The sequence below is a fragment of the Flavobacterium flevense genome, assembly GCF_900142775.1.
GTDB lineage: Bacteria > Bacteroidota > Bacteroidia > Flavobacteriales > Flavobacteriaceae > Flavobacterium > Flavobacterium flevense.
Map to the genome: position 1 here is coordinate 16,895 of NZ_FRCC01000012.1, position 12,877 is coordinate 29,771.

A 12,877-nucleotide genomic window follows, 5' to 3' on the forward strand; every position below is an offset into this window, starting at 1 on the left:
ATGGATTTATTCTCTTTTTGAAACTTATAAAAGTACAAAATATTAACAGAATGTGGTTTATAAAGCCTGAATTTTCAAAATCTAACAAAATACCTTGGTTTTCTTATATAATTTTAGGAATCCGTTAATGTTATTGTTTCTGTCCGTTTATAGCAGCTGTTTTTACTGTTTTTTAACCGCAAATTCGCAAATTAGTTATTTGAAAAAGTTTTTTTAATTTGCGAATTTGCGGTTAAAATTTATAACTAACCAATCATTTTTTGCTTTCTCAGCAATAACCAAATCACTATTGGTGCACCAAAAATAGAAGTAACGGCATTAATAGGCAAGGTGATTTCACCACCCGGAACCTGAGAAATCGTATCGCAAATCAGCATGATGATAGCGCCAAAAAGTAAGGTACTCCAGAATAAAATGCTGTGATTACTGGTTTGGAAAACTAATTTGGCAATATGAGGAACTGCAAGCCCAATGAAAGCGATAGGGCCGGCAAAAGCCGTAATACTTCCCGCCAGAATACTCGTAGCCAGAATAATAATAAAACGGGCTTTATTGTAGTTCATACCCAGACTTCGGGCATAATTTTCGCCCAGAAGCAAGGCATTCAGAGATTTAATACTGGATAAACTCAACAACAAACCAGCGGATACACTAATGGCTAAAATACTAATGGAAGTCCAGGAAAGATTCCCCAAATTACCCAGAGACCAAAAAGTGAATTTCTGTAATTGTTCGGCAGTGCTAAAATAACTCAGCGTTCCTACAATAGCGGTGCTTAAACTGCCAAACATTAAGCCTACTATCAGAATGCTCATGGTGTCCCGCAAACGAACCGAAACCAGTAAAACCGCTAATAATACACAAGAACTCCCAAGGGTTGAAGCTAAAACAATTCCGTATGATGAGAGCACTATTTGCTGTAAAAAAACCGGGAGTAAACCTGCCCCCAAAATCACAAAAGCAACCCCTAAACTGGCTCCTGAACTCAATCCTAAAACATAAGGTCCAGCCAATGGATTTCTAAATAAGGTTTGCATCAATAAACCACTTATTGAAAGTCCGGTTCCTACTAAAACTACCGTTATGGCTTTGGGTAACCGATAATTAATAATAATATATTCCCAGGTGGATTTACTGGCTTGCCCGCCACTTAAACTCTGAAAAATTTCTTTAAACGGAATTGTTACGGAACCCAGACTAATATTTGCAAAAAACAAAAAAAGCAGTCCTGCGACAAGGTAGAAGAATAGGATGGTATTTCGTTTTGGGTTTTTCAATTCAGGCTAATTTAATTTTTGTACAAATGTAAAATTGTATTCCGGAAGCAGGTCAGGATGAAAAATTTTAATATAATCTTTCAAAACTAAATCGGGACGGCTGGGAGCCAGTTCGTAGTAAATAGTTCCGCCTGTTGCTCCTAATTTACTTTCAAAAGTATATACATTTTTAGTTTTAAAAGCATCAAATTGCTGGTAATGCGGGTTGCTGTTTCCTAATTCTTCGGCACTTTTAAAAGAACCTGTGGCAATCCATATATCAGCATTTTTTGCCTTATCTAAGATATTTTCAAATGATAATCCCAGACTTCCGCTCCCTTCTGTAGCTGCCCATAAATAATTCGATTTGGCATCCTTCATAAATTGGGCAACCCAGCTGTTTCCTTTGGCCACATACCATTGATTTTGATACATAGAACCATATAAAACTGTTTTTTCTGCTTTTTGACCAGCTACTGATTGCAGGGCATTATTGTAGCTTTTTACAATGTTGTCAAAAAGGATTTTACCTTCTTTTTCTTTACCAAATAAAGCAGCATAAAGTTTAATCCATTCGGCTTTTCCCAATGGCGATTGCTCCATCCAATCAGCCTGAATAAGTACTTTTAAACCATTTTTTTCTAAGTTGGCAATCATCGGATTGTTATTGTCAATACCAAAAGTTACAATGGCTTCGGGAGCTAAATCAATTAGCTTTTCCATGTTTAAGCGTTCGTTTTGCCCCACATTTTTAACAATTCCGGCTTCAATTAATTTACGGGTTTTCTCAGAAGAAACATAATCGGTATGAGGAAATCCTACTAATGATTTTTCAACTCCCAGCATTTCTAAAAAGGGAATATTAGTAGTTGAAGTCACTACAATGGATTGTAAAGGCACTGTGATTTGGGTATATTTTTGCAAACTGTCAGGAACGGCTGTGTTTTTTTCTTTTAGGATGTAAACAAAATCTTTATTGGCGTCCGGCCAGGGATTTAATACGGTAACTACCGAATAACCATCGTATTTATAGATGGAAAGATTCGTGGAATATTCAATTTCGTTTTTTTCAGTTGCTGCTGAAACGGTAGTTGTTTTTTCATTCTTTTTGCAAGCTGTAAAACTTAAAAGGAGCAGTAAAAACAGGATTTTCGTATGGAAAGAATTCATCATCAAAATTTATTTGCAAGCAAAGGTATATGAAATTGTAAAAATTACTGTTTATTTTTTAGGATAAAAAAATGAACAAATGGTATCTTTACCTCATGAATACTATAAAGATAAAAAGGTGTTCCGGTTGTGGAACTTCCTTTGATTGCGGCGATATTTCGGAACAGAAGAAATGTTGGTGTAATGATTTTCCACCGATTTTTAATTTTTCGGAAGCTGGTGATTGTCTTTGTCCTGATTGTTTTAAAGAGAGTTGCGCGTTAAAAATTGATGAATATGTAACTACAGTTTCTCCGGAAAATGCATTAGATAACAGAGCCAAGGATTTGCCCAAAACGACTCATTTAATAGAAGGAATTGATTACTATCTGGAAAACGGGAATTATGTTTTCAAAGCCTGGTTTCATTTAAAAAGAGGAAACTGCTGTGGAAATGGTTGTAGACATTGTCCGTACTTATAAAGTTAGAAGTTAGAAGTTAGAAGTTAGAAGTTAGGAGTTAGAAGTTAGAAATTAGGAGTGAAGAAGAGGGTTTAAATAAAGGATACAGTTAGAAGTTAAGATTTATAATAAAAAAACAGGCCACAGATGACACGGATTGAACAGATAAAAACGGATTTTTTAAGCACTTTGTAAATCACAATCTGTGATAATTCGTTAAAATCAGTTTCATCTGTGTACCATTCTCAATTAATTAGTATAAGAAACTAATAGTCATAAAAACAATTAAAAAAATGATTTATTTCATAACAGGAGGAGAACGCTCAGGAAAGAGCAGTTATGCCGAAAATATCGCCAAAGAATTATCATCAAGACCGATGTATGTGGCTACAGCTCGAAAATGGGACGATGATTTCCAAAAACGAATTGACCGCCATCAAAAAGATCGTGACGAGCGATGGATTAACATCGAAAAAGAAAAATTTATAAGCGAAATTGATTTTACAGGACAGGTGGCTGTAATTGATTGTGTGACGTTGTGGCTGACCAATTTTTTTGTAGATACGAAAAATGATGTTGAACTGAGTTTGATTCAGGCCAAAGCCGAATTTGAAAAGGTCATTCAACAGCCTAATGTAACTATCATTATTATTTCTAACGAAATAGGAATGGGGGTTCATGCCGATACACATATTGGCAGAAAGTTCACCGAATTACAAGGCTGGATGAATCAGTATTTAGCTCAAAAAGCAGATAAAGTAGTACTAATGGTTTCCGGAATTCCGGTAACAATAAAGGGAGGATTATGAATTTTGTAACTTCATGGTCTGGCGGAAAAGACAGCTGTTATGCGATGATGCAGGCAGTAAAATCAGGCTTTACGCCAAGGGTTTTACTGAACATGATGAATGAAAATGGAAAGATTTCGCGTTCGCATGGTTTGCCGTTGTCTATTTTGAATCAGCAGGCTCAAAAAATGCAATTGCCTATCGAAACTGTTCCGGCTACCTGGGGCGATTATGAGCAAAAATTTATAGCTGTTTTAAAATCGCTTAAAGCAAAATATGATTTGGATGCGGCGGTTTTTGGTGATATCGATTTGCAGCCTCACAGAGATTGGGAAGAGAAAGTGTGTCAGGCGGCTGATCTGGAAGCTATTTTGCCTTTGTGGCAACAAGACCGTATTGCATTAGTCAACGAAATGATTGAAAACGGTATCGAAACCATGATTGTTTCCTGTAATACAACAATGGGCGAAAATTATTTAGCACAGATTTTAACTAAAGAATTAGCGCTTGAATTAGCAGCAAAAGGAATCGATCCTTGTGGTGAAAACGGAGAATTTCATACCATGGTAATCAACTGTCCTTTGTTTTCAGAAAAGATAAGTTTGCCACCATTTACCACTAAAGTGTATAATGATTACTGCTTTGTGGTTTGGGAAGAGAATTAAACATCTGGCAATAATCAATTAAATATTACTTTGAAATTGATTCTTATGATTGCCATTGATATTGCCATCGAATTACTATTGATTTTTTAAAATTGAAATTTTTTTAACATGACTAATTTAGACGAAATAATAAAATCCCGCCGCGATACCCGTCATTTTACGAATGATGAAGTTCCTGATGCCGTAATTGAAAAGGCATTACAGGCAGGACATTGGGCGCCTTCTGTTGGTTTGACCGAAGCAACCCGGTATTATCTCATCAAATCGGCTGAGGTTAAAAAAGCGATTAAGGAATTGTTTTTGGAATATGATAAAAAAGCAGCAAAAAGTACGGATGATGAATCTCAAAAAAAACAATATCAAAATTTAAAACTCGAAGCTATTGAAGAGGCACCTCTGGGATTGGTCATTTGTTACGATCGTTCGGTGCTGAATAATTTCACTATTGGAACCGTAGGAAGCAATGAAGCTATAAAGTTTAGTGCAGTTTGTGCGGCTCAAAATATTTGGCTTTCGCTTACGGAACAAGGCTATTCGATGGGCTGGGTTTCGATTTTGAATTATTACGAATTCAAAAAAATACTCGGATTACCGGATCATATAGAACCGCTGGGGTATTTTTGCGTAGGCAAACCCGCAACCAATTATGACAACCAACCGATGCTGCAACAGTTGCATTGGAAACAAAAATCAGAGACACCTTGTGTTTCCGAAATAACCGAATTGCATTCAGCAAAAGAAAGACAAATTGAAACCCATAATATTCATCCTGTTGCAACTGATTCTTTCCTAAAAAGTTTGCAGCAAAAAATAGATCAAAAAACCAAACCTACAGGATCTTTAGGGGTTCTTGAAAAAATAGCCCAACAAATAGCCACGGTTTTCCAAACCTTGAAACCTAAAATAATGCAGCCTCACATTGTTGTTTTTGCTGCCGATCACGGAATTGCCGATCACGGTGTAAGTGCTTATCCACAAGATGTAACGCGCCAAATGCTGACTAATTTTCTGGATGGCGGTGCGGCGATTAATGTGTTTTGTAAACAGAATAAAATAGCCTTGTCTGTGGTTGATGCGGGTGTGAATTATGATTTTCCGTCTAATACAAACTTGATTTCGGCTAAAATAGACAAAGGCACGCATTCGTTTTTAAACGGTCCGGCGATGACTGAAATGCAAATGGAATTGTGTTTTACAAAAGGAAGCGAAATTGTAGCAGGCATTGCAAAACAAGGCAGTAATTGCATTGGTTTTGGCGAAATGGGGATTGGTAACACCGCTACAGCTTCGGTTTTAATGAGTGTGCTGTGTAATTTTTCTATTGAAGATTGTGTGGGCAGAGGGACAGGAGTGAATGATGAAAAGCTGCAATTTAAAATTGATATTCTAAGAAAAGCCATTGCGAATTATGAAGGAGAAAAAGATTTGGAAAGTTATCTGACTTATTTTGGCGGATTCGAAATTTTACAAATGGCGGGCGGTATGCTGGAGGCTTATCGTCAGAATATGATTGTGCTGGTGGATGGTTTTATTTGTAGTGTTGCTTTTTTAATTGCTTTCAAAAAAAATTCTGCTATACTCAACAATGCTTTTTTTAGCCATCAATCAGCAGAAAAAGCACATAAAAAATTATTGGATTATATAGGAGTTTCGGCGGTACTTCAGCTTGATTTGCGTTTGGGTGAAGGAACAGGTTGTGCATTAGTTTTTCCAATAATAGAATCAGCTGTTGCTTTTTTAAATGAAATGGCTAGTTTTGAAAGTGCTGGAATTAGTGAGAATAGGAGTTAGAAGTTAGAAGTTAGAGGTTAGAGGTTAGAAGTTAGAGGTTAGAAGTTAGAAGTTAGAGGTTAGAGGTTAGAAGTTAGAGGTTAGAGGTTAGAAGTTAGAAGTTAGAAGTGGGAAGTTAGAATTAGATTAAAAAGATTTATAAAATAATGAAAAAAGAACTCCATATATTTTTTACTGCATTAATGTTTTACACCCGGATTCCCTGCCCTAAAAACATTACCCATCACCCAGATTATTTAAACAAAGCTTCCCGATATTTTCCGCTCATTGGATGGATTGTAGGCGGAATCAGTTTTATTGTTTTCTACCTGTCTTCTTTTCTTTTTTCGAATGAAATAGCCGTTGTACTTTCAATGATTGCCGGTATTCTGGTTACAGGAGCTTTTCATGAAGATGGTTTTGCTGATGTATGCGATGGTTTTGGTGGCGGATGGACCAAGGAAAAGATTCTTTTAATTATGAAAGACAGTGCCATCGGTGCTTATGGAGCTATTGGTGTAGTTTTACTTTTTTTGTTGAAGTTTCAGAGTTTAGTTCAGTTAACAGATAAAGCTCAAATACCGGATTCGGGTTTTGGAATTTTACTTCTTTTTATAACTGCTCATGCTTTGAGCCGATTAGCGGCAGTTTCCATTGTTTTTACTCACGAATATTCAAGAGAAGATGCTACGAGTAAAAGCAAACCCATTGCTCAGAATTTTACGTGGAAAGAGGTAGTTGGCGCTTTCTTTTTTGGTCTGTTACCTCTTTTTGTACTTTCCATCTCTTGCTGGCAAATACTCTTAGCAGTAATTCCTGTTTTTGTATTCCGTTATTTTCTGGCGCGTTATTTCCAGAAATGGATAGGTGGTTACACAGGTGATTGTCTTGGGGCAACACAGCAAGTTTGTGAAGTGGTTTTTTATTTATCAGCAATTGCATTATGGAAATTTATTTAGTTCGACATACGGAGACAGCTTGTGAAAAAGGCATTTGCTACGGACAAAGTGATGTGGAATTAAAAACACCTTTTGAGCTACAATTTGACCAAATCAAACAGCAAATCCCTGCTGATGCAATTGTTTATTCCAGTCCGTTGTTGCGTTGTACCCAATTAGCAAACTATTTATCGGACGCTGTTAGTATTGATTCCCGATTGATGGAAATGCATTTTGGAGATTGGGAATTAAAAAATTGGAATACTATTCCTGAAGCTGATTATACACCATGGATGACCGATTTTGTAAATGTCAGCGTGCCTAATGGCGAATCTTTTGTTGCTTTACATCATCGTGTAACCGATTTTTTAGCAACACTAACATTGGAAAAAAAATCAAAAAAAATAGTACTGGTTACTCATGCCGGAGTAATAAGAAGTATTTTATGTACAGTTTCAAATTTGCCTTTAAAAGATGCTTTTTCTAATAAAGTTGATTTTGGGGCAGTTATTAAAATAACAATTTGATTTTGTTTTTCTGTTTTTAAGTAATTACTATTGAGTGTTTTAGAGTAGTTAAATCAAATATACTTCTAAATTTGATTTTTAGCTGAATTAAGTTTTATCTTTGCCGCCGTATTGAGGTTGCTGTTTTCTGTTAGAAAATAGCATTAAAAGGGAATTAGGTTAAAAACCTAAGCTGTACCCGCAACTGTAAGCTATCAAGCTTGTTGTTATCTACAAAACCACTGTTTCGAAGTAAGAGTAGAAATTAGAGATTAGAAGTATATACTTCTCACTTCTTTCTTCTCACCTCTAACTTCAAATGGGAAGGTGAACAACAAGACGCAAGCCAGGAGACCTGCCTACTACATCGAGTATCAAACTTTCGGGAAAAAAGGTTTGGGTATGGGTCATTCTATGCTTTTCTCCCATTTTTAGTCATGTAACAGAATAAAAACTGTTATTAAATGTTTTATTAAAATGAACAAAAAAATCGTTCGTATTAGTGCGTTATTCGTATTAATAAGTACTTGTGCATTAGCGCAAAAAAAGGGAATTGTGCTTCCTGTAGCTGATGAATTAAAGGAAGTTGTTATTTCCGATTCAAAATTTGCATTGCCTAAAGAAAAATCAGGGAAAGTAATTGTGAAAATTACAGCTGATGATTTGAGAAAAAGACCGGGACAATCAGTAGCTGCTGTTTTGAGTACGGTGGCGGGAGTAGAAGTAAATGGAAACCAGAGCCGAAACGGTAAAGATTTAGGTCTTTTTATCAGAGGAGGAAGAGGTCATCAGGTTTTAATTTTAATTGATGGTGTCCCGGTTACAGATGCTTCAGGAATCAGTTTATCCTATGATTTACGTTTGCTTTCAGCAGATCAGGTAGAAAGTATTGAGGTAATGAAAGGAGCAGCCAGTACCCTTTATGGTTCAGGAGCAGCAACCGGAGTGATCAATATTACTTTGAAAAAAGCAGCTAAAAAAGCTATTGCAGGAAATGTGTATATGAATGTAGGAACTCAAACTACAGCCAGAGACAAGGATTATTCGGCTCAGGATTACAATCAGGGATTTTCATTCAACGGAAAATCGGAAAAGTTCAATTATTTTGCTTCTTTAAACAGTACCGAAACCACCGGAATTTCAGAGGCTAAACCTGCTTTGGATACTGAAAACTTCGAAGCTGATCATTTTTCCAGAGTCAACTCTATTGTAAAGTTTGGTTTTACACCAAATAAAAAATTAGCATTGGATTTCTTTGCCAGTTATGATAAAATTAAAAATGATTTTGATTCCGGATCTTTTGCTGATAATGCCGATAATTTTGCCTCTTCAGAACAATACAGAGTTGGTTTTTCTCCAAAATATAAATATACCAATGGTGAAATTGTACTTAATGCGAGTGCCAATGTAATGGACAGAGCTCTTTTTAATTATGGTAGTTTTTCATACTATAAATCAAGAAGTGTAAATGCCGATTTATTTAATAAATACAGCATTTTACCGGAATTATTTCTGGTAACCGGAGCTCAGTTTCAATTTCATGAAATGTCTAATAAGAGTGATTATGTAGATATTCGCACTGAATTAGCTCATTTTAATATGATTGATCCTTATGTAACCGCTGTGTATAACTCTGATTTCGGATTCAATTTTAATGCCGGAGCACGTTATACCATTCATAGTATGTTTGGGAATAACTGGGTTTTTAATTTAAATCCCTCTTATGCAATTCCGAATACGCCGGTAAAACTGTTAGCTTCTTACAGTTCCGCTTTTATTGCACCTAGTTTGTATCAGTTGTATTCTTCTTACGGTGATTTGAATTTATCTCCTGAAAAAGATAAAACATTAGAAGCTGGTTTTGAATTAGAATTGTTGAATAAAAAACTGAATTTTACCGCGATCGCGTTTTTAAGAGATGAAATTGATGCAATAGGTTTTGATTTGAGTACCTACAAATATTATAGTCTTGCCGGAGTGAATAAGGCCAGAGGTTTTGAAACGATGTTTTCATATCAATTGACAAGCAAATTAAAATGGAGCGCTAATTATACTTTTACCGAGATGGAAAAGCAATCCCGTGTTTTAAATCCGAAACATAAGGTGAATTCAGCAATTGATTTTCAGGCAACGGAGCGTTTAGCTTTTGGTGCTACCTATCAATTTGTATCCGATCGATATAATGAATTTAGTACTTATGGACCAGCGCCGGATTTTGAAACTATTGTTAACTCAGAAATACTGAAAGATTATCAATTGGTAAATGCCAATATCCGTTATACCGTTATCAAAAACAGACTGAACCTTTTTGCGGCAGCAGATAATATTTTAAATAAAGACTTTGTAGAAGCCAGAGGTTTTAGCACCAAAGGCAGAAACTTTAAATTAGGATTGAATATTACTTTGTAAAACCGCTGATACAATCAAAAAATCCCATCTCTTTTTTTTAAAGAAATGGGATTTTTGTTTTATAAAAACCTTAGATATTATTTTCCTAAATCAGAAATGAATTCAGAAATAGAATTAGCAATTTTATCTTGTGTGTTAGTATCAGTTAGATATTTAAAGTCATTTTCATTCGATAAATAACCTAGTTCTATAAGTATAGCCGGAGCATTCGCTTTTTTAAGTATATAAAAAGGAGCTTTTCTAAGTTTATTTCCTTTAAAAAAATCATTTTCAGATAGCTTTGAACTTAGTTTTTGTGCGATTTCTGTTGATTTTTGAGAAAATTCATTTTCTTCTTGCGCTGTAAAAATTTCAAGTCCTGACTTATTGGTGTCTTTATTCGCATTGATATGAATGGATAATACTAAATCAGGTTTAAGAGTATTAATGAACGCGGTTCTTTCCTGAAGGCTTAAATTTTTATCATCATTTCGAGTAAAATGAAGCTGCACATTCTCATTAGTGGATTTTATCTTTTTAGAAAGTTGTTGCACCAATTGTTTCTCGCTTATACCTTCTATAACAGCACCAGAATCACTACCACCGTGAGCGACATCAATAACAATAGTAATTGGTTTGGCAACTGCATCAGTTGATTTTTCAAATCCAAAGGACAACATTACGGTAACAATCAGTAAAAAATAAAAGAACTTTTTCATAAACTTGGTTTTTTAAATGGTTGGTTATGTGGATATAACTCTTTTATTGTGAAATTATTGTTGATCTGTGCTAAAATACATCGTTTTTAATCCTCGGAGTGTTTTAGAATCACTAATAAAAGGAAAATCCGCTGTTGTTTTTTGGGGAATATTTTTAGCTGTTCCGGTAATTTTTCCAATGGCAGTTGCCAGCAAAGGTTCATTAGGTTCTCCCAGAATTCCCATTGTGCTAATTCTTTCAAATATGGGGTATTCAGGAACTAATCCTTCTAAATAATCGCCAAAACCTGCTGCATTTACTGAACGGGCCACAATGAGCTGCATGGCATAACGATGGGAAGGATTTGCATTAGTTCTTGAAAAAGTAGGGGAATCATAAAGAGTAACCGAAGCAACATTTTTTCCATCGGTATTATCTCCTATCTGGATTACATTGATATAGGGATCCAGCCCGTTAATAATGAGTTCACTTGCCGAAGCGGTACTTCTGGTCGTTAAAACATAAATCCTGTTAAGATTTAAACTATTTATACCCGCTTTGTCAATAGTGCTTGTAAAATTGTACTTTCTGTTGAGAAAAGATTTTTTGTTATTGTATGCCAATTCGCTAAAAATCTGTCCTGTAAATTGTCCCGTAATCATACTGGCTAATCGGGTAGCGGTCAGTACAGAACCTCCGCCATTGTATCTTAAATCCAATACCAGATCAGTTATTCCTTCGGTTTTAAAATACCCAAAGGCATCATTAAGCTCTAAATCATAATTGTCATAAAAGCCATTGTACATCAGGTACCCTATTTTATGAGTACCATTGTTAATGACTTTTTTGATAAAAACAGGATTTTCAGCTAATGTTGTTTTTGTCAATGCTAAACTTTTTCCATTAGGAGTAATTACAGGATTGCTGTTGTTGTCATAAGTAAGGTTAGCAAAATTTAAGGTGTAATCCAGAGCCGAACTTCTTAACAAACTAAGGTAATTGGTCAGCGTGAGGCGGGTTCCATTTACTCCGTAAAATATTTCACCACGTTTAATATCTTTTGTAGCAGCATCTGAACCCGGAATTATATAACGTACGTAGCCAATAACCTGATTACTTCCTGAAGAAACTAAACTCAAACCAAATTCTACACCATTACTTTTAGAAGTTCCCTGTAGTTCCTGCTCCAGCGTAAGATAATCACTAACAATCCAGCTGTATCGGTCTACAACAGTATTATCAGCAATATTTTTTTCATTGGAAGGAAAATACAGCAGGCTTTCAAATAAATTTTCCGGGGAGGAAAAGCTTTGTAAATAACTTTCATATTCGGCATCAGAAGAAAATCTGTCGTCGGCTAAATCAGGAACTTCAAATTGCCATAAATACATGGAATTCATTCCTCTCCATATAAAATTATTGACATCAATGGAGGTTGGTTCCGGTAGCGTATCATCATTATCCTGACAACTTTGTAAAAACAAAAAGGGGATAATCAGCATTATTAGGTGTTTGTACAAAGTGTTCATATTTTGTTAATGATTATGGGTATTAACGTAAAAATACTATCTTTAGTTTTATTATTTGTTTTTTTAGCTAAAATAATAATAGTTTTTTTGCATAAATCGTAGTCTTCTATCGTTATATGTTATAATGTGCTATTATTTTTTGGCATAGAAATGGTAAGTATAGTTTAAAGTAAAACCCAAATTTTAATATAAAGATATGAAAATGAGAAAAATACTAATTGTATTAGTAGCTGCCTTTGCTTCCGGTTCCTTTTATGGGCAAACCGTTTTTGATCAGTTTGATGGACAGGAAGAAATTGTTTCGGTAATTGTAAACAAGAAAATGTTCGAATTAATGAGTAAAGTAAAAGTAGATCCTTCTGATAAAGAAACACAGCAATACTTGAAGTTAATTCAAAATTTAGATAATTTAAAGGTTTATTCAACTACTAACACCACTGCAGCTCAAAAGATGAAAGATGCTGCTGATAGTTATATTCAATCGGCTGGATTAGAAGAATTAAAGAAAGTAAACGAAAACGGAAAACAGATCACTATAGATGTAAAACGTTCCGGCAATCAACTGAAAGAATTTTTAATGTTTATTGATGATGATGCTAATGGAATTAACCGTTCGGTTTTAATGTCTTTAACCGGGATTTTTAATTTGAATGATATTTCGATCTTAACAGATAAAATGCAAATCCCCGGTGGTACTGAGTTGAAGAAACTCACTGAAAAATAATAGT

Annotated in this window: 12 protein-coding genes and 1 riboswitch; of the genes, 8 read left to right on the plus strand and 4 right to left on the minus strand. The window is 35.1% G+C overall.

Annotated elements, in window-relative coordinates; genetic code table 11:
- Window positions 1-245: 245 nt before the first annotated feature.
- Window positions 246-1,277, minus strand: a complete 1,032-nt coding sequence (locus tag BUB89_RS15960) for an iron ABC transporter permease (RefSeq protein WP_073246872.1) — start codon at window positions 1,275-1,277, stop codon at window positions 246-248.
- A gap of 6 nt (window positions 1,278-1,283) precedes the next feature.
- The gene (locus tag BUB89_RS15965; protein WP_073246874.1) at window positions 1,284-2,426 is read right to left on the minus strand and encodes an ABC transporter substrate-binding protein; all 1,143 of its coding nucleotides are present in this window, start codon (window positions 2,424-2,426) and stop codon (window positions 1,284-1,286) included.
- 71 nt (window positions 2,427-2,497) lie between these two features.
- On the opposite strand from BUB89_RS15965, the gene BUB89_RS15970 reads away from it, so the two are divergent.
- The 7 genes from BUB89_RS15970 (at window position 2,498) to BUB89_RS16000 (ending at window position 9,942) form a co-directional block, all read left to right on the plus strand.
- A complete protein-coding gene (locus BUB89_RS15970; RefSeq protein ID WP_307723328.1) occupies window positions 2,498-2,887 on the plus strand; it encodes a C1orf53 family protein in 390 nt (129 codons plus the stop codon).
- A 272-nt stretch (window positions 2,888-3,159) separates the two neighbouring features.
- Window positions 3,160-3,675 carry a bifunctional adenosylcobinamide kinase/adenosylcobinamide-phosphate guanylyltransferase gene (locus tag BUB89_RS15975; protein ID WP_073246879.1) on the plus strand — a complete coding sequence of 172 codons (516 nt, stop codon included), beginning with the start codon at window positions 3,160-3,162 and terminating at the stop codon, window positions 3,673-3,675.
- Window positions 3,672-4,319 (plus strand): Dph6-related ATP pyrophosphatase, encoded by a 648-nt coding sequence (locus BUB89_RS15980; RefSeq protein ID WP_073246881.1) that lies wholly within the window; start codon window positions 3,672-3,674, stop codon window positions 4,317-4,319. Before BUB89_RS15975 ends, BUB89_RS15980 begins: the two co-directional genes overlap by 4 nt.
- Before the next feature lie 108 nt (window positions 4,320-4,427).
- Window positions 4,428-6,110 carry a nicotinate-nucleotide--dimethylbenzimidazole phosphoribosyltransferase gene (gene cobT / locus BUB89_RS15985; RefSeq protein WP_073246883.1) on the plus strand — a complete coding sequence of 561 codons (1,683 nt, stop codon included), beginning with the start codon at window positions 4,428-4,430 and terminating at the stop codon, window positions 6,108-6,110.
- Between the two features lie 146 nt (window positions 6,111-6,256).
- Window positions 6,257-7,048: an adenosylcobinamide-GDP ribazoletransferase gene (locus BUB89_RS15990; RefSeq protein WP_073246885.1), complete on the plus strand. Its 792-nt coding sequence runs from the start codon at window positions 6,257-6,259 to the stop codon at window positions 7,046-7,048.
- Entirely contained in the window at window positions 7,033-7,554 is a 522-nt protein-coding gene (gene cobC / locus BUB89_RS15995; RefSeq protein WP_073246887.1) for an alpha-ribazole phosphatase, read from the plus strand. The genes BUB89_RS15990 and cobC overlap by 16 nt, the downstream gene beginning before the upstream one ends.
- Before the next feature lie 96 nt (window positions 7,555-7,650).
- Window positions 7,651-7,910: riboswitch (cobalamin riboswitch) on the plus strand.
- A gap of 100 nt (window positions 7,911-8,010) precedes the next feature.
- Window positions 8,011-9,942, plus strand: coding sequence for a TonB-dependent receptor plug domain-containing protein (locus BUB89_RS16000; RefSeq protein WP_073246889.1), 1,932 nt, complete (start codon window positions 8,011-8,013; stop codon window positions 9,940-9,942).
- A gap of 77 nt (window positions 9,943-10,019) precedes the next feature.
- On the opposite strand, the gene BUB89_RS16005 is transcribed toward BUB89_RS16000, so the two are convergent.
- Together BUB89_RS16005 and BUB89_RS16010 are read right to left on the minus strand one after the other, a co-directional pair.
- Window positions 10,020-10,640 (minus strand): N-acetylmuramoyl-L-alanine amidase, encoded by a 621-nt coding sequence (locus BUB89_RS16005; protein WP_083552874.1) that lies wholly within the window; start codon window positions 10,638-10,640, stop codon window positions 10,020-10,022.
- A 54-nt stretch (window positions 10,641-10,694) separates the two neighbouring features.
- Window positions 10,695-12,122, minus strand: coding sequence for a S41 family peptidase (locus BUB89_RS16010; RefSeq protein WP_234982662.1), 1,428 nt, complete (start codon window positions 12,120-12,122; stop codon window positions 10,695-10,697).
- A gap of 229 nt (window positions 12,123-12,351) precedes the next feature.
- Between BUB89_RS16010 and BUB89_RS16015 the strand changes: the two genes are divergently transcribed.
- Window positions 12,352-12,873, plus strand: a complete 522-nt coding sequence (locus BUB89_RS16015) for a DUF4252 domain-containing protein (RefSeq protein WP_073246895.1) — start codon at window positions 12,352-12,354, stop codon at window positions 12,871-12,873.
- The last annotated feature ends 4 nt before the right edge of the window (window positions 12,874-12,877 follow it).